The 17,332-nt window shown below is 61.7% G+C and carries 15 protein-coding genes and 1 other RNA gene; 12 read left to right on the top strand and 4 right to left on the bottom strand.

From position 1 onward, the window contains the following. Positions 1 to 57: 57 nt before the first annotated feature. From AC07SI_RS01595 to AC07SI_RS01585, 3 genes are all read left to right on the top strand, one after another. Positions 58 to 2,787 (top strand): winged helix-turn-helix domain-containing protein, encoded by a 2,730-nt coding sequence (locus AC07SI_RS01595; RefSeq protein WP_495004969.1) that lies wholly within the window; start codon positions 58 to 60, stop codon positions 2,785 to 2,787. Between the two features lie 148 nt (positions 2,788 to 2,935). Continuing rightward, on the top strand, positions 2,936 to 3,580 hold the full coding sequence (locus AC07SI_RS01590) for an MBL fold metallo-hydrolase (protein ID WP_065900793.1): 645 nt from the start codon (positions 2,936 to 2,938) through the stop codon (positions 3,578 to 3,580). A 234-nt stretch (positions 3,581 to 3,814) separates the two neighbouring features. Beyond that, on the top strand, positions 3,815 to 4,588 hold the full coding sequence (locus AC07SI_RS01585; protein ID WP_065900796.1) for a YiaD family glycine zipper/OmpA-like lipoprotein: 774 nt from the start codon (positions 3,815 to 3,817) through the stop codon (positions 4,586 to 4,588). Positions 4,589 to 4,656: 68 nt separating this feature from the next. Here the strand turns inward: AC07SI_RS01585 and AC07SI_RS01580 are convergent, their stop codons facing one another. From AC07SI_RS01580 to AC07SI_RS01565, 4 genes are all read right to left on the bottom strand, one after another. Next, a complete protein-coding gene (locus tag AC07SI_RS01580) occupies positions 4,657 to 5,238 on the bottom strand; it encodes a BON domain-containing protein (RefSeq protein ID WP_065900799.1) in 582 nt (193 codons plus the stop codon). After that, positions 5,235 to 5,828: a phosphoheptose isomerase gene (locus tag AC07SI_RS01575; protein ID WP_007972584.1), complete on the bottom strand. Its 594-nt coding sequence runs from the start codon at positions 5,826 to 5,828 to the stop codon at positions 5,235 to 5,237. Before AC07SI_RS01575 ends, AC07SI_RS01580 begins: the two co-directional genes overlap by 4 nt. Positions 5,829 to 5,920: 92 nt before the next feature. After that, positions 5,921 to 6,292, bottom strand: a complete 372-nt coding sequence (locus AC07SI_RS01570; RefSeq protein WP_065900802.1) for a YraN family protein — start codon at positions 6,290 to 6,292, stop codon at positions 5,921 to 5,923. Further along, positions 6,292 to 8,103, bottom strand: a complete 1,812-nt coding sequence (locus tag AC07SI_RS01565; RefSeq protein WP_495004968.1) for a penicillin-binding protein activator — start codon at positions 8,101 to 8,103, stop codon at positions 6,292 to 6,294. The genes AC07SI_RS01570 and AC07SI_RS01565 overlap by 1 nt, the downstream gene beginning before the upstream one ends. A 209-nt stretch (positions 8,104 to 8,312) precedes the next feature. Between AC07SI_RS01565 and rsmI the strand changes: the two genes are divergently transcribed. The 9 genes from rsmI to mraY all read left to right on the top strand — a co-directional run bounded on the left by rsmI (position 8,313) and on the right by mraY (position 17,328). Further along, positions 8,313 to 9,185, top strand: a complete 873-nt coding sequence (rsmI, locus tag AC07SI_RS01560; protein WP_106805133.1) for a 16S rRNA (cytidine(1402)-2'-O)-methyltransferase — start codon at positions 8,313 to 8,315, stop codon at positions 9,183 to 9,185. 95 nt (positions 9,186 to 9,280) lie between these two features. Then, an RNA gene (rnpB, locus tag AC07SI_RS01555) (RNase P RNA component class A) lies at positions 9,281 to 9,634 on the top strand. Positions 9,635 to 9,988: 354 nt separating this feature from the next. Further along, positions 9,989 to 10,444 carry a division/cell wall cluster transcriptional repressor MraZ gene (gene mraZ / locus AC07SI_RS01550; protein ID WP_495004967.1) on the top strand — a complete coding sequence of 152 codons (456 nt, stop codon included), beginning with the start codon at positions 9,989 to 9,991 and terminating at the stop codon, positions 10,442 to 10,444. Next, complete coding sequence (gene rsmH / locus AC07SI_RS01545) at positions 10,441 to 11,388, top strand: 16S rRNA (cytosine(1402)-N(4))-methyltransferase RsmH (protein WP_065900808.1); 948 nt, start codon at positions 10,441 to 10,443, stop codon at positions 11,386 to 11,388. The genes mraZ and rsmH overlap by 4 nt, the downstream gene beginning before the upstream one ends. Further along, positions 11,385 to 11,678 (top strand): cell division protein FtsL, encoded by a 294-nt coding sequence (gene ftsL, locus AC07SI_RS01540; RefSeq protein ID WP_003188663.1) that lies wholly within the window; start codon positions 11,385 to 11,387, stop codon positions 11,676 to 11,678. Before rsmH ends, ftsL begins: the two co-directional genes overlap by 4 nt. Next, positions 11,678 to 13,420, top strand: a complete 1,743-nt coding sequence (locus tag AC07SI_RS01535; RefSeq protein WP_162946142.1) for a peptidoglycan D,D-transpeptidase FtsI family protein — start codon at positions 11,678 to 11,680, stop codon at positions 13,418 to 13,420. The genes ftsL and AC07SI_RS01535 overlap by 1 nt, the downstream gene beginning before the upstream one ends. Further along, entirely contained in the window at positions 13,420 to 14,883 is a 1,464-nt protein-coding gene (locus AC07SI_RS01530) for a UDP-N-acetylmuramoyl-L-alanyl-D-glutamate--2,6-diaminopimelate ligase (RefSeq protein ID WP_495004966.1), read from the top strand. The genes AC07SI_RS01535 and AC07SI_RS01530 overlap by 1 nt, the downstream gene beginning before the upstream one ends. Further along, positions 14,876 to 16,246 (top strand): UDP-N-acetylmuramoyl-tripeptide--D-alanyl-D-alanine ligase, encoded by a 1,371-nt coding sequence (locus tag AC07SI_RS01525; RefSeq protein ID WP_495004965.1) that lies wholly within the window; start codon positions 14,876 to 14,878, stop codon positions 16,244 to 16,246. Before AC07SI_RS01530 ends, AC07SI_RS01525 begins: the two co-directional genes overlap by 8 nt. After that, positions 16,246 to 17,328, top strand: a complete 1,083-nt coding sequence (mraY, locus tag AC07SI_RS01520) for a phospho-N-acetylmuramoyl-pentapeptide-transferase (RefSeq protein ID WP_003171875.1) — start codon at positions 16,246 to 16,248, stop codon at positions 17,326 to 17,328. Before AC07SI_RS01525 ends, mraY begins: the two co-directional genes overlap by 1 nt. The last annotated feature ends 4 nt before the right edge of the window (positions 17,329 to 17,332 follow it).

Raw genomic sequence — 17,332 nt, 5'->3', positions numbered from 1 at the left:
ACCGCTAGTCTGCGGACATCTGCAATGCCGACAACAGCCTTCTACAAGAGCCCGGCGATGACTGATCTGTCCCGAATCCAAGGGCCTGCCAGCGCGGTAATCCCGACCCTGGAAGGTCGTTTCTACAGGCCACCGCTGCCTGAAGGCTACGTGCTGCGACCGCGTTTGTGCGAACGCCTGGCTGCTGGGCTGGAAGGTCGCCTGCTCTTGGTCAGTGCGCCGGCGGGGTTCGGCAAGAGTTCGTTGGCGGTGGAGTTCTGCCAGGGTTTGCCTGCTCACTGGCAAAGCCTGTGGTTGGGCCTGAGCCCGCGCGACAATGACCCCGGGCGTTTCCTCGAGCGCCTGCTCGATGGCTTGCAGCAATTCTTCCCGCAACTTGGCGCCCAATCCCTGGGCCTGCTGAAGATGCGCCAGCGTCACCAGCCTTTCGCCTTTGAAGAGTGGCTCGATGGCCTGCTCGATGAACTGACCGTACACCTGTCCAGCCGTGCACCGCTGTTGCTGGTGCTGGATGACTACCATCTGGCCCAGGGCCCGGTGCTCGACCGCTGCCTGCAATTTTTCCTCAATCATTTGCCTGATGGGCTGGTGGTGCTGGTCACCAGTCGCCAGCGGCCGGATTGGCATTTGGCGCGCCTGCGCCTGTCGCGGCACTTGCTCGAGTTGCATGAACAGGACTTGCGCCTGACCCATGCCGAATCCCTGGCCGTGCTGGACCACCACAGCAGTTCATTGCGCGGCGAGGCCCTCGACAACCTGATCCGCCGTAGTGAGGGCTGGGTTGCCGGCCTGCGTTTCTGGTTGCTGGCCGCGTCCGAAGCCGGCAGTGAAGGCGCCTTGCCGCAAAGCCTGCATGGCGGTGAAGGGCTGATTCGCGATTACCTGTTGGAAGAGGTGATCGACTGCCTGCCGGCCGAAGTGCAGGCCTTCCTGTTCGACACCGCCCCCCAGGAGCGCTTTTGCAGCGAGCTGTGCGACGCGGTGCGCGAAGCCCACGACAGCGCTGAAATCCTGCGGTACCTGCAATCCCACCAGGTGTTCCTGGTGCCGCTGGATGAGCAGGGCCATTGGTTCCGGTATCACCATCTGTTCTCCGACCTGCTGCGCACCCGCCGTGCCAGCAGCAATGTGTTGCCTGCCGCCAGCCTGCACCTGCGTGCCTGCCGTTGGTTCAACGCCCAGGGCTTGATCGACGAGGCGGTAGAGCAGGCGCTGCGCGCCGGGCATCTGGACGTGGCCGCCAACCTGGTGCAGAACCTGTCCGAGGAGCAGCTGCTGGCCGAGCAGAATGTCGGCATGCTGCTGCGCTGGAAAATGGACTTGCCCGACAGCCTGTTGATCAGTACGCCGCGCCTGATCGTGCTGTACAGCTGGGCCTTGGGCCTGGCCTGCCAGTTGGACGCGGCGGAAGAGTTGTCGAGCTACCTCAGTCGTTTCCTGCCGGCACCGTCGGCAACCGCGCAGAAATCGATGCTGGCCCAATGGCTGGCGCTGAGCGGGATCATCGCGCGTGGGCGCGGTGATCGCGAGCTGACCCAGCGTTATTGCAGCGAAGCCTTGGAAAGCCTGCCGCAACGCCGTTATGGCCAACGGCTGATGTGCCTGTCGACCCTTTCGAACCTGGCCATCGTCGACGCCGACCTGTGGCGCGCGCGCGGTTTGAATCGCGAGTCGCTGGAGCTGGCGCAGCGCGTCGGCAACCCGCTGTTCGAGGCGCTGGCGCATTACGACCGCGCGCGGGTACTGCAGGCGCGCGGTGAAATCCTGCGGTCTTTGGATGAGGTTCGCCAAGGCCTGCAGCGCCTGCACGGGCTGGCTCCACAGCGGCTTTATGCGGTGCGCGCGCGGTTATCGCTCTATGAAGGTTATCTGTTGCTGGTGCGGTTCGAGCCCGAGGCCGGCCTGGCTCGCCTGCGTGCCGGTCTCGCCGAGGCCCGTGCGTGCCGCGACATCAGTGTGCTGATCGGACATTGTGTGATCGCCAGTTTCGAAGGGCGCCGCGCGGATTTCCCCAAGGCCTTCGCCGAACTCGCCGAAGCCGAACGCCTGATGCACATCTGGGATGTGCCGCCGATCTACTACCTGGCGATGATTACCCTGATCAAATGCGAACTCTGGCTGGCCCAGGGCCGCACCGACCTGGCTGACGCCTGGCTGACGCGCCTGGGGCAAACCTACAACGGTGAACACGCCGCCGCGGCGCCGGAGTTTCATCCCCATTTGCCGCAACATATCGGGCTGCAACAGGCTGCACTGGATGCCACTCGCCATCAGCCCGAGGCGGCGCTGCAACGGCTTGAAGCGCTGGCGCAGCAGGCCCACAACAGCGGGCGCCAGATGATTGCCCTGATGGCCCTGACCCAACAGGCGCAGTTGTTGCTCGAGAACGGCGACGAGGCCAAGGCTCGACCGGTAGTGGCACAGGCGCTCGAGGCGGGGGCGGGCGGCGCGCTGCAGCCCTTCCAGCGGCTGCTGGAAAACCACCCGGACTGGATGCGCGAGCAACTCGGCAAGGATCCCCACGGTTTGCTCAATCAGAGCCTCCTGGCCCGGCTGCCGGCGGTCATCGTAATCGAGGCGTCACCCAACCACGAAACCTTGAGCGCCCGCGAGCTGGCGGTCCTGCAATTGATCGCCCAGGGCTGTTCGAACCAGGAAATCAGCAACCGATTGTTCATCTCCCTGCACACGGTCAAGACCCACGCGAGCCATATCAACAGCAAGCTTGGGGTAGAACGGCGCACCCAGGCGGTGGCGCGGGCGCAGGAATTGAGGCTGATTGGGTAAAGAATCCACCTTCCTGCCGACCGAGCCTGTCAGGGTGAGCAAGCGTTCTGTGGCGAGCGAGCTTGCTCGCGTTCGGCTGCGCCGCCGCGCCATTCTGTTTTAATAGTGCAATCAGAACATCACCTTGCACTTGCACCAGAGGCCCGCCATGAACACCCCCAAGCCGACACTCATCCGCGAAACCTTTCCCGTCGGCCCTTTGCAGTGCAACTGCACCATCATCGGCGATCCCGTCACTAAAAAGGCCATCGTGGTCGACCCGGGCGGCAACCACGAATTGATCCTGGCACGTCTCGATGCGCTGGGCCTGAAAGTGGTGAGCATCATCCACACTCACGCTCATCTCGATCACTTCCTGGCATCGGGCCAGTTGAAAGAGAAAACCGGCGCCACCCTGCATCTGCACAAGGAGGACCAATTCCTCTGGGACAACCTGGAAATGCAATGCCAGATGTTTGGTGTGCCCTACACCCCGGTGCCCGCGCCGGACCGCTGGCTGGCCGATGACGAAGAGCTGGCCTGCGGTTGCGGTGTGGCACTGCATACGCCGGGGCACACGCCGGGGTCGATGAGTTTCTGGTTTGCGGAAGCCAAGCTGCTGATTGCCGGCGACACGCTGTTTCGGCGCGGAGTAGGCCGCACGGACTTGTGGGGCGGTGACCAGGCGACGATCGTGCGTTCGATCAAGCAGCGGCTCTACACACTCGACGAAGGTGCGACGGTGGTGACGGGGCATGGACCGGATACGCGCCTGGGGGATGAGATGCGCGAGAACCCGTTTGTTAGGGCGTGAAGGACTAATCCCAAGGGCATGGCTGACCTTTAGCGGGCAAACGTTGTAGCAAAAAACACAGGTCGCATTCAGGAACCGTCTGCTACGGTTTCTGTAGCGGCGATGGTGGCCAATGTTTTGTTACAGGCCCGCACGTGGTCGCGGAATTTTTACCGTCTGTCGTGTTCCAAACTCGGCACAGGTCCATTGCCAATGTCCTTTGCACCACAGAATGCAAAAGTAGGAGCTCCCCTCATGTTCACTTCGCGTCGTCTGCTTGTTGTCGCTACTGTCGTAGCCCTGTTATCCGGCTGCGCTTCACCTAATCCTTATGACGGCAGCAGCCAGGGACAGGCGAGCAATGAATCCGGCGGTATCAGCAAGACCGCCAAGTACGGTGGCCTGGGCGCCCTGGCAGGCGCATTGGCAGGTGCGGCCATCGACCATAACAACCGTGGCAAGGGCGCACTGATCGGTGGCGCCATCGCCGGTATCGGCGCTGCAGGCTACGGCTACTACGCCGACCAGCAGGAAAAGAAACTGCGCGAGAGCATGGCCAACACCGGGGTTGAAGTTCAGCGCCAGGGTGACCAGATCAAGCTGATCATGCCGGGCAACATCACCTTCGCCACCAACTCGGATGCGATCTCCAGCAGCTTTTACCAGCCGCTGAACAACCTGGCCAACTCGCTCAAGCAGTTCAACCAGAACACCATTCAGATCGTTGGCTACACCGACAGCACTGGCAGCCGCCAGCTGAACATGGATCTGTCCCAGCGTCGTGCGCAGAGCGTGGCCAACTACCTGACCTCGCAAGGCGTCAGCCCGACCAACCTGAGTGCCCGCGGTGCCGGCCCGGATAACCCGATTGCCAGCAACGCCGACGTCAACGGTCGTGCCCAGAACCGTCGCGTCGAAGTGAACCTCGGCCCGATCCCTGGCCAGCAATACGGTCAGCCAGGTGCCCAGCAACAAGCGCCGCAGCAGAACAACCAGTTCCAAGGCAACCCGTACTCGCAGTACCAGTAAACTTTCGCCAATAAAAAGGGCGCCGTGCAGTCAATGCACGGCGCCCTTTTTTGTGGCTGTCGGTTACATCAGTCGATGTACTCGAACACCTTCACGATTTTTTGCACGCCGGACACGCCTTGCACCAGGTTGGCTGCGCGAGTGGCTTCGGCCTGGGTCAGCAGGCCCATCAGGTAGACGATACCGTTGTCGGTGACGACCTTGATGCGCGAACCGGGGATCGCATTGTCAGTGAGCATCTGCGCCTTGATCTTGGTGGTCAGCAGGGCGTCATTGCTGATGGCCAGCAGGGTGATCGGTTCCATGACCTGCAATTCGTTGTGGACCTTCTTGACCCGCTGCACGGCCGACGCCGCTTGTTCGGCCTGGGCCTTGAGGTCGGCGCGCGGGGTCTGGCCGGCAAGCAGCACCACACCGTTGAAGCTGGTGACGACGATGCGCGAGGCGCCGTTGCCCAGGTCCGTGGCGGCCTTGGCGACGTTCACTTCGACCTTGGTTTCGATCAGCGAGTCATCAATCTTGCTGCCGAAGGTGCGGGTACCCTTGTCATCCTGAATGGGGGTGTCTCGTGTCGCGGTGATGGCCGTGCTGCAACCGCTGATGCCGAGGCACAGCGCAATAGCCAATAGGCTGAGACGTTTAACGGTCATTCTTCACTCCCGAACAGTTGGCTGTCGATCAGATCGCACAGGCAGTGGATCGCCAGCAGGTGGACTTCCTGAATACGTGCGGTGACATTGGCCGGGACGCGAATTTCCACGTCTTCAGGCAGCAACAGCGAGGCCATGCCGCCGCCATCGCGTCCGGTCAATGCTACGACAATCATTTCGCGATCATGTGCGGCCTGGATCGCTTGAATAATATTCGCCGAGTTGCCGCTGGTGGAAATCGCCAGCAGCACATCGCCCGGTTGACCCAGGGCGCGGATCTGCTTGGAGAAGATTTCGTTGTAGCTGTAGTCGTTGGCGATCGAAGTAATCGTCGACGAGTCGGTCGTCAGGGCGATGGCCGGCAGGCTCGGGCGTTCACGCTCGAAGCGGTTGAGCAGTTCGGACGAGAAATGCTGGGCATCGCCGGCTGAACCGCCATTGCCGCACGAAAGCATTTTGCCCTCGTTGAGCAAGGCGTTGACCATGACCTGACTGGCTTGCTCGATGTGCGGTGCAAGTACTTCCATCGCCTGTTGCTTGGTGTCGATGCTGGCCTGGAAAAGCTGGCGAATTCGGGATTGCATGTCCATCTGTGTGACCTTAAGTAGCGCGGCTGTTTGGCACAGGAATGTGCAGCCCGCAAAGCAAAGAGCAAAAGTGTGTGGTGAAGATGTCCGGTGAATCAGCTGTCGAAGGCACTCTTGAGCCATCTCAGATCAGCAGAACCCGACGGTGTGCTTTCTATGGCAACCACATCGAAACGGCAGGGGGAATCGGCCCAGCGATGCTCTTTCTGCAGGAAAAACTGCGCGGCGAGTATCAGCTTCTGACGCTTGCGCCCGTCAATACTGGCGAGCGCGCCACCCCATTGTGCGTGTTTTCTGTAGCGGACTTCGACGAATACTACTGTATCGCCGTCAAGCATGACCAGATCAAGCTCGCCGCGTTTACATAACCAGTTCTGCGCCAGAAGGCGCAGACCCTGTTGTTGCAGATGTTTCAGAGCTTGAAGTTCGGCATCCTTGCCGCTTTGCGCGCGGGACCGCTCGGGCATCAGCGCGGGGTGTCCGGCAGGCGTTGGATATCGCCACCGACGAACTTGGCCCACGGCATCTGGCGGTCAACGCGCTGGTTGGCGTTGATGCCCAGGCTGCCCGAAAGGCCGTCAACGCGGGTATCCGGGAGCGCCTTGAGCTGACCCAGGCGCGGCGCCAGGCGGTAGGCATCGACACCCATCGCATACAGGCGGCCGAGGCTGCCATTGGCTTGTGGCCATTGCGCGGCAACCTGGTTGCGCAGTGGGTCGGTGGTGTTCAGCAGCCAAGGGGTTTCGCAGAACATCACGTTGGTCATGTCCAGGTACTGGTTCTTGTCACCGCTGGCGCTGAACACGTGGGAGGTCGCGTACACCGGCACGTCACCGGCATATTGGAAGTTCAGGGTCGGCTTGATCTGCTGGGCCAGTTGCGGGGTCACGGCCAGGAAGATGAACTCAATGTCCTGGCGACGCGACGGCTGTGCCGCTACGTCGGTGCCCACCGTGCTTTGCAGGCTCTTGGCGCGGCCTTCGCTTTTACGCAGCTGGAACAAGTCGGCAATTTGCTGGGCGAGGGCAACAGGCTGGTCGACATACTCGACACCGACGACGGTGCCGCCGTTGGCTTCCCAATCCTGGCGGAAGGCCTTGTAGACACGCTCGCCCCATTCGCCACGCGGCACCATGGCGGCAGCGCGATGCAGGCCGTCGGCGCGGGCGCGGCGCGACACTTCGCGAGCTTCGTCTTCAGCCGCGAGGCCGAACTGGAACAGTTGCGCCGGGCTCTGATCGGTCTCGCTGTAGTTCAGCGCCAGGGTAGTGATCGGCAATTGCGGGCGTGCGCTCAGCTGTTTGACCAGTGGCTTCTCCAGCGGGCCGACCACCAGTTGCACGCCGGCAGCCTGGGCCTTGGCGTAGAAGTCGTCGAGGGAAGTGAGGCGCGAGCTGTCATAGAACTCGATAACCGGCGGCTTCTGCCCGGCTTGTTCAGCCTGGTAGTGCGCGGCCATGAAACCTTCACGCAGCGCCTTGCCGACACCGGCCAGCGGGCCGTCCTGTGGCAGCAGCAGGGCGATCTTGTTCAAGGGCTGGCTGGCCAGCTCCTTGAGCTTGGTCAGCGGCGTCGGCAGCTGCACGGCCGCCGGGTGACCCGGGTTCTGCGCGCGCCAGGAGTCGATGGCCGCTTGCTGCTGTTCCAGCGTACCAGCGCCCTTGACCGACTGGGCCAGGGTGATCCAGCCGTCGAGCACCGGGTTGCCGCTGGCTTGCAGCTGATCGGCCGGCAGGGCGGCGATCAAGGTCCAGATGGCTTCGTGGTTGCTGCGGGCGGCGTCGCCGGTCAGCAGCGGGGCCATGGCCACGCGTTCGCGGACGGCGGCCAACGTCTGGCCATCGGCTTCATACGCGCGGGCATGCACGCTGCCGGTGCGGATCTGCTGTTCGGCCGGCAGGTCCTTCAAGCTTTGCAGGCTCGGATGGTTCAGGGCCGTCAACGCCGCCTTGGGCTGGTTGCGAGCCATCGCCAGCTCAGCGGCCAGGGTGCTGGCAAAGACTTGCGCCGCTGGCTTGAGGACGTCCAGTGGCACCTGCGCAAGGATCTGCGCCGAGCGGCCAGGATTGTTCTGCTTATAGGCCATGTCAGCCGCACTCAGGCGCAGTAATGCGGCCTTTTCTGGCGTCTTGGCGGTAGTGGCCTGTTCGAGCAGTTGCTCGATACTGGCGTCCGGGGTCCGTGGAAGGTCGCCAAGGCTGGACGAGGGCGAGCTGGCGCAAGCGGCCAGCAAGGCAGCGAGGCAGAGGGCGGAGAGCAGCCGCAGGCAAGCGATCATGTAAGTGTTCCTGATACCGATCAAATTAGCGTGGAATTGTACCCAAGCACTGGCCCAGGCGCGATGTTACTGGCGTGAAACCGTCGATTTAGGTGGTGCAAATGTTGCTGTCGGGCGTCGACGGCTGAAAAGGCATCGGCCTTGATGGCATTTTTTCAAAGCGCCTACGCGCTACAATATGGCTTTTGCCAACCATCGAGGTGTGCGTTTTGACTGCTCCAGGTCCTTTGAATTCCACTGCAGGCTCGCTTTTTGTCGTGGCGACGCCCATTGGCAACCTGGACGACATCAGTGCCCGGGCGCTGAAAGTGTTGCGCGAGGTTAAATTGATCGCGGCCGAAGACACGCGGCACTCCCAGCGCTTGATGCAGCATTTTGGTATCAGCACGCCATTGGCCGCCTGCCACGAGCACAACGAGCGCGAGGAAGGCAGCCGTTTTATCGTGCGTTTGCTGGCCGGCGACGATGTGGCGCTGATCTCCGATGCGGGCACACCGCTGATTTCCGACCCGGGCTATCACTTGGTCCGCCAGGCGCGGGCCGCTGGTATCAATGTAGTGCCTGTTCCGGGAGCGTGCGCGCTGATCGCTGCATTATCCGCGGCGGGGTTGCCGTCGGACCGCTTTATTTTCGAGGGTTTCCTGCCCGCCAAGGCGGTGGGGCGGCGTGCGCGTCTTCAGGCCTTGAAGGAAGAGCCGCGTACCCTGATCTTCTACGAAGCCCCTCATCGGATTCTCGAATGCCTGCAGGACATGGAGCTGGTGTTCGGCGGCGAGCGCCTGGCGCTGCTTGCCCGTGAGCTGACCAAGACCTTCGAAACCCTCAAGGGGCTGCCGCTTGAAGAGCTGCGCGCCTTTGTCGAGGGTGACAGTAACCAGCAGCGCGGCGAGTGCGTGGTGTTGGTGGCAGGTTGGACTGCGCCGGAAGCGGACGACGCCGTGGGCAGTGAGGCGATGCGCATCCTCGATTTGTTGCTCAAGGAAATGCCACTCAAGCGCGCGGCAGCCCTGGCGGCGGAAATTACCGGGGTGCGCAAGAACCTGTTGTATCAAGTTGCGCTGGATAAACAGAAAACCGAATAGTTCCGCAGCTAATCCTGTATTCCGTCTGAACGTGATGGCAATGCTGCACTTTAATACTTGTCCTCAAGCCGCCGTGCCGTTAACCTGCGCGGCGGAGAGTCGATTGGACAGTCGCTGCCCTCTATGAAAATTAGGGGGGGGAGGAAAGTCCGGGCTCCATAGGGCGAAGTGCCAGGTAATGCCTGGGAGGCGTGAGCCTACGGAAAGTGCCACAGAAAATAACCGCCTAAGCACTTCGGTGCCGGTAAGGGTGAAAAGGTGCGGTAAGAGCGCACCGCACGTCTGGCAACAGTTCGTGGCTAGGTAAACCCCACTTGGAGCAAGACCAAATAGGGTCCCAAGGCGTGGCCCGCGCTGGGACCGGGTAGGTTGCTAAAGATGTCCAGTGATGGCCATCGTAGACGAATGACTGTTCAAGACAGAACCCGGCTTACAGATCGACTCTCCACCTTTTTCCTTTTGTCCGAATCTCGGGCAGAAACCCGGTAATAACGCAAGAATCCCTCCCTGCCGAATCATTGGCAGATGCATCTTCGTAATACCAAAAAAATCTTACTCTTAATAAATCACTTTAACTTTAAGCCATAGCTCTTTGAGCTAACTGCGCTTGCTGGGCCCAAAACATCGCCGAACTCTGGTTTCTCCTCCTTTTACGCTCCTAAATCTCCGTTCTGTAAGGCTTTTCCTTGAATCCGCGCCTTGACGGTGTGGTAGGCGCATTCCTATAGTGTGCGCAAGTGGCGGAAAGTGGCACAAAGTGGGTTTTTTGAACGTAAAACGCTAAAATTTGGAGAAACGCATCTGTGTTTCGCGGAGCTAACGCTATCAGTCTCGATGCAAAAGGCCGTCTCGCCATGCCGAGCCGGTATCGTGACGAGCTCATTTCGCGAAGTTCCGGACAGTTAATCATCACCATCGATGCCGTTGACCCTTGTTTGTGCGTTTACCCCCTCGATGAGTGGGAGTTGATTGAAACCAAGTTGCGCTCCTTGCCTTCATTGCGTGAAGAAAACCGCCGTCTGCAGCGATTGCTGATTGGTAATGCCGTCGACCTCGAACTCGATGGCAGTGGTCGTTTCCTGGTGCCCCCGCGTTTGCGCGAGTACGCCAAGCTCGATAAGCGCGCAATGCTGGTCGGCCAACTGAACAAGTTCCAATTGTGGGACGAAGATGCCTGGGATGCTGTTTCTGCAGCTGACCTGGCTGCTATTCAACAACCGGGCGCGATGCCTGATGAACTGCGTGATTTGATCCTGTGACTATTGATAGCGGCTTTAACCACATCACCGTACTGCTTGACGAAGCCGTTGAGGCTCTCGCCGTACGCGCGGATGGCTGCTATCTGGATGGCACCTTTGGCAGGGGCGGGCATAGCCGCTTGATACTCAGCCAGCTCGGATCCGACGGTAAGCTCCTCGGGTTCGACAAAGACCCTCAAGCGATTGCCACCGGGCAAGCGCTAGCGGCCGAAGACGGCCGCTTTGTCGTTGTGCAGCGCAGCTTTGCCGAGCTGGGTGCCGAAGTGGCCGAGCGCGGCATGGCGGGCAAGGTGGCCGGGGTTTTGCTCGACCTGGGCGTGTCCTCGCCACAGCTTGACGACCCGGAGCGCGGTTTCAGTTTCATGAATGACGGTCCGCTCGACATGCGCATGGACCCCACCCGGGGTGTCAGTGCCGCACAGTTCATCGCCACTGCACCGGTGGAAGAAATCGCCCGTGTGTTCAAGGAATACGGTGAAGAACGCTTCGCCGGTCGCATGGCGCGTGCCGTGGTCGAGCGCCGCGAAATCCAGCCGTTCGAGCGCACTGCCGATCTGGCCGAGGTGCTGAAAGTCGCCAACCCCGCGTGGGAAAAGGGCAAGAACCCGGCAACTCGCGCGTTCCAGGGCCTGCGCATTCACGTCAACAACGAATTGGGCGACCTGGAGGCTGGCCTCGAGGCGGCCCTCGAGGCGCTGGAAGTGGGCGGTCGCCTGGTGGTGATCAGCTTCCACTCCCTGGAAGACCGCATCGTCAAACTGTTCATGCGTCGCCTGGTCAAGGGCGAGTCCGATAACCTGCCGCGCAACCTGCCGGTACGTTTCGAAGCCTTTGTGCCGAAAATCAAAATCCATGGCAAAGCGCAGTTCGCTTCCGAAGCCGAACTCAAGGCCAACCCGCGTGCCCGCAGTGCCGTCATGCGTGTTGCGGAGAAGTTGCGGTGAGCAAGCTTTTCGCCAAGCCCCTCCCGGGCGGCAGCTTCTTTATGTTGCTGCTGTTTGTCGGCGTGCTGGTGTCCGCGATTGCGGTGTCTTACAGCGCCCACTGGAACCGCCAGTTGCTCAACACCCTCTACGGGGAGTTGAGCGTGCGCGATAAGGCCCAGGCGGAATGGGGTCGGTTGATCCTGGAGCAAAGCACCTGGACCGCCCACAGCCGTATCGAAGTGCTGGCCACCGAACAGCTGAAGATGCACATCCCGGGCGCGGCCGAAGTTCGGATGGTGGCGCCATGATGAAACTCGAAGGCGCACTCTACCCTTGGCGCTTCCGCCTGGTGCTCGGCTTGCTGGCACTGATGGTGGGCGCGATCGCCTGGCGGATCATCGACCTGCAAGTAGTCGACCGCGACTTCCTGATCGGCCAGGGTGATGCCCGCAGCCTGCGTCATATTCCTATTCCTGCACACCGCGGCCTGATCACCGACCGTAACGGCGAGCCCCTGGCCGTCAGTACGCCGGTGACGACCCTGTGGGCCAACGCCAAAGAGCTGCAGGTGGCCAAGGACCGCTGGCCGGCACTCGCCGCCGCCCTCGGCCAGGACCCGAAAGCCTTGGCTGAGCGCCTGGAAGCCCAGGCCAACAAAGAATTCATCTACCTGGTTCGCGGCCTGACTCCCGAGCAGGGCCAGCAGGTGCTCGACCTTAAAGTCCCTGGTGTGTATGGCATCGAGGAATTCCGTCGTTTCTACCCGGCCGGTGAAACCACCGCGCATATGGTGGGCTTCACCGATATCGATGACCACGGCCGCGAAGGCGTGGAGCTGGCCTACGATGAATGGCTGGCCGGGGTTCCCGGCAAACGACAAGTCATCAAGGATCGGCGCGGCAGACTGATCAAGGATGTCCAGGTCACCAAAAACGCCAAGGCCGGTAAGCCCTTGGCGTTGTCCATTGACCTGCGCCTGCAATACCTGGCCAACCGCGAGCTGCGTAACGCGATCATCGAGAACGGCGCCAAGGCCGGCAGCCTGGTGATCATGGACGTGAAGACCGGCGAGATCCTGGCCATGGTCAACCAGCCGACCTACAACCCGAACAACCGTCGCAACCTGCAACCGGCGATGATGCGTAACCGCGCCATGATCGACGTGTTCGAGCCGGGTTCGACCATGAAAGCCATCTCCATGAGTGCTGCCCTGGAAACCGGGCGCTGGAAACCCAGCGACAAGGTCGAGGTGTATCCGGGTACCTTGCAGTTGGGCAAATACACCATTCGTGACGTATCCCGTACCGAAGGTCCGGTGCTGGATTTGACAGGTATCCTGATCAACTCCAGTAACGTGGGCATGAGTAAGGTCGCCTTCGATATCGGCGGCGAGACCATCTACCACCTGGCGCAGAAAATCGGCCTCGGCCAGCCTACCGGCCTGGACTTCCCAGGCGAGCGTGTCGGCAACCTGCCCAACTACCGCGACTGGAAAAAGGCCGAGACGGCCACGCTTTCCTATGGCTACGGCCTGTCGGTGACGGCGATTCAATTGGCGCACGCTTTCTCTGTATTGGCCAACAACGGCCGCATGGTTCCGTTGAGCCTGATCCATGTCGACGAGGCACCGAAAGCCACCCAGGTGATCCCGGAAAACGTCGCCAAGACCATGCAAGGCATGCTGCAACAAGTGATCGAAGCACCACGCGGCGTATTCCGTGCCCAGGTGCCGGCGTATCACGTGGCCGGCAAGTCGGGTACTGCGCGTAAGACCTCGGTGGGCACCAAGGGCTACGCCGAAAACTCCTACCGTTCGTTGTTTGCAGGCTTCGGCCCGATGAGCGATCCACGCTACGCCATCGTCGTGGTCATCGATGAGCCGAGCAAAGCCGGTTACTTCGGTGGCCTGGTCTCGGCACCGGTGTTCAGCAAAGTGATGTCCGGCACCCTGCGCCTGATGAACATCACGCCGGACAATCTGCCGCCGACCCAACAAGCGAACGCCGGACCACCGGCCGCTGCTGCAAAAGCCAATGGAGGGCGCGGCTGATGTCTCTTAGCCTGAACAAGATTTTTGCCCATGCCGGTCGCGATCTGTTGATCCGCGAGTTGAGCCTGGACAGCCGTAATGTGCGCGCCGGAGACCTGTTCCTGGCGGTGCCTGGCGGCAAGTACGATGGTCGTGCGCATATCTCCGATGCCCTGCAGCGCGGTGCGGCTGCCGTGGCCTATGAAGTCGAAGGCGCCACCGTGCTGCCTATCACTGACGTGCCGTTGATTCCGGTCAAAGGCCTGGCTGCGCAGCTGTCGGACATTGCAGGGCGCTTTTATGGTGACCCGAGCCGTCACTTGAACCTGGTCGGCGTGACCGGCACCAATGGCAAGACCAGCGTGACCCAGCTTGTCGCGCAAGCGCTGGACCTGTTGGGCCAGCATTGCGGCATCGTCGGCACGTTGGGCACCGGTTTCTACGGCGCGCTGCAAAGCGGCCTGCACACCACGCCGAACCCGATTGCCGTGCAGGCGACCCTGGCCGACCTGAAGAAGGCCGGCGCCAAGGCGGTTGCCATGGAGGTTTCGTCCCATGGGCTGCACCAGGGGCGTGTTGCCGCGCTGGCCTTCGATGTGGCGGTGATGACCAACCTGTCCCGCGATCACTTGGACTACCACGGCACCATGCAAGCCTACGCCGCCGAGAAGGCCAAGCTGTTTGCCTGGAACGACCTTAAGTGCCGGGTAGTGAACCTGGACGACGAGTTCGGTCGGCAGTTGGCGGCTGAAGACCGTGAGTCGCGCCTGATCAGCTACAGCCTGGAAGATGCCAGCGCCTACCTGTATTGCCGCGACGCCCAGTTCAATGACGAAGGCGTGCGCGCCACGCTGGTGACGCCACAAGGCGAACACCATCTGCGCAGCAGCCTGCTCGGTCGGTTCAACTTGAGTAACGTCCTCGCCGCCGTCGGCGCGTTGCTCGGCCTGGATTACGCGCTGGACGAAATCCTGCGCGTGCTGCCGAAGCTGGAAGGTCCGGTCGGCCGCATGCAGCGCCTGGGTGGGGGCAAGCAGCCGTTGGTGGTGGTCGACTACGCGCACACGCCGGATGCCCTGGAAAAAGTCCTGGTGGCCCTCCGTCCGCACGCCAAGGGCAAATTGCTCTGCCTGTTCGGCTGTGGCGGTGATCGCGATCGCGGCAAGCGTCCGTTGATGGCCGAGATCGTCGAGCGCCTGGCCGATGGCGTGCTGGTCACCGACGACAACCCGCGCAGCGAAGACCCGAGCCAGATTTTCGACGATATCCGCGTTGGTTTCAAAGATCCGTCCAAGGCCGCCTTCGTTGCCGGTCGCGGTGCAGCCATTGCCCAATTGATCGCCAGCGCCAGCGCTGATGACGTGGTGGTGCTGGCCGGTAAAGGTCACGAGGACTACCAGGAAATCAATGGCGAACGCCATGCCTTCTCCGATCTGGTCGAGGCTGATCACGCCTTGACGGCCTGGGAGGTCGCCCATGCTTAAGGCGATGAAATTCAGCGAACTGACCCAGGCCTTGTCGGCCCGTGTACTGTCGAGCGATTGCAGCTTCGACGGCGTCAGTATCGACAGCCGCAACATCAAGCCGGGGCAACTGTTTGTCGCCTTGGCCGGCCCGCGCTTCGACGGCCACGACTACCTGAATGACGTCGCCGCCAAAGGCGCCGTGGGTGCCTTGGTGCAGCGCGAAGTGGCGGACTCGACACTCCCGCAATTGCTGGTTGCCGATACGCGCCTGGCCTTGGGTCAATTGGGCGCGCTGAACCGTGCCGCATTTACCCAGCCTGTGGCGGCCGTCACCGGCTCCAGCGGCAAGACCACGGTCAAGGAACTGCTCGCCGGCATCCTGCGCACGCGCGGACCGGTGCTCGCCACCCGTGGCAACCTCAACAATGATTTTGGCGCACCGCTGACCCTGCTCGAACTGGCCCCGGACCACACTGCGGCGGTGATCGAGCTGGGCGCATCGCGCGTCGGCGAAATCGCCTACACCGTGGCGCTGACCAAGCCCCACGTGGCAATCATCAGCAACGCCGGTACCGCCCATGTCGGCGAGTTCGGCGGCCCGGAAAAAATCGTCGAAGCCAAGGGTGAAATCCTCGAAGGCCTCGATGCCTCCGGAACGGCGGTATTGAACCTGGACGACAAGGCCTTCGACACCTGGCGTATACGCGCCGCCGGTCGCAAGGTCCTGACGTTTTCCGTGCTCAACGCCGCGGCGGATTTCCACGCCTCCAACATCAGCGTCGATGCCCGTGGTTGCCCGTCCTTCACCTTGCATACCCCGCAAGGCAGCGAGCATGTGCAACTGAATCTGCTCGGCAACCATAACGTCGCCAACGCCTTGGCGGCTGCCGCTGCAGCATCCGTCCTGGGCGTGTCGCTGTTCGGTATCGCCACCGGGCTGGGTGCCGTGCAGCCGGTCAAGGGCCGCACTGTCGCGCAGCTGGCAACCAATGGCATGCGCGTGATTGATGACACCTACAACGCCAATCCGTCCTCCATCAATGCCGCTGTCGACCTGCTCAAAGGCTTTGCCGGGCGCAAGGTGCTGGTGCTGGGCGATATCGGTGAACTGGGCGACTGGGCGGAGCAAGGCCATCGCGAAGTCGGCGCTTATGCCGCCGGCAAAGTCGACGCCCTCTACGCCGTGGGGCCGAACATGGCCCACGCCGTCAATGCCTTCGGGCCGGGTGCGCGGCATTTCGCGACCCAGGCCGAGTTGATCCAGGCGCTGGGTGCCGCTGAACAAGACAAACACACAACCATTTTGATCAAGGGATCGCGCAGCGCGGTGATGGAAAACGTCGTCGCGGCCTTGTGTGGCTCAAGTACGGAGAAACATTAATGCTGCTGCTGCTGGCTGAGTATCTGCAACAGTTCCACAAAGGCTTCGCGGTCTTTCAGTACCTGACCCTGCGCGGGATCCTGGGTGTGCTGACTGCGCTGTCTTTGTCGCTGTTTCTGGGGCCGTGGATGATCCGCACCCTGCAGAACCTGCAAATTGGTCAATCGGTTCGCAATGACGGCCCGCAGTCGCACCTGTCCAAATCCGGCACCCCGACCATGGGCGGCGCGTTGATCCTGTCGTCCATCGGTATCAGCACCTTGCTGTGGGCCGACCTGCACAACCGCTACGTGTGGGTAGTGCTGCTGGTGACCCTGCTGTTCGGCGCCATCGGCTGGGTGGACGACTACCGCAAAGTCATCGAGAAAAACTCCAAGGGGCTGCCTAGCCGCTGGAAGTATTTCTGGCAGTCGGTGTTCGGTCTTGCCGCAGCGATCTTCCTCTACACCACGGCGCCAAGCGCAGTCGAAACCACCTTGATCATCCCGATGCTCAAGGACGCCAGCATTCCACTGGGCATCGGCTTCGTGGTGCTGACCTATTTCGTGATCGTCGGCTCCAGCAACGCGGTCAACCTCACCGACGGCCTCGACGGCCTGGCGATCATGCCAACGGTGATGGTCGGCGGTGCACTCGGCATCTTCTGCTACCTGTCGGGCAACGTGAAATTCGCCGAATACCTGCTGATCCCGTACGTACCGGGGGCGGGTGAGCTGATCGTGTTCTGCGGCGCACTGATCGGTGCGGGCCTGGGGTTCCTGTGGTTCAACACCTACCCCGCACAAGTCTTCATGGGCGACGTCGGCGCACTGGCGCTGGGCGCGGCCCTGGGCACCATCGCGGTGATCGTTCGCCAGGAAATCGTGCTGTTCATCATGGGCGGTGTGTTCGTGATGGAAACCCTGTCGGTGGTCATCCAGGTGGCCTCCTTCAAATTGACCGGGCGCCGCGTGTTCCGCATGGCGCCGATTCACCACCACTTTGAACTCAAGGGCTGGCCCGAGCCACGCGTGATTGTCCGCTTCTGGATCATCACCGTGATTCTGGTACTGGTCGGCCTTGCCACCCTGAAACTGAGGTAGAAAC

The organism is Pseudomonas sp. GW821-FHT05D12 (assembly GCF_059419825.1).
The sequence above is the reverse complement of the archived record's forward strand: the minus strand, read 5'-3'. Positions and strand labels throughout refer to the sequence as shown.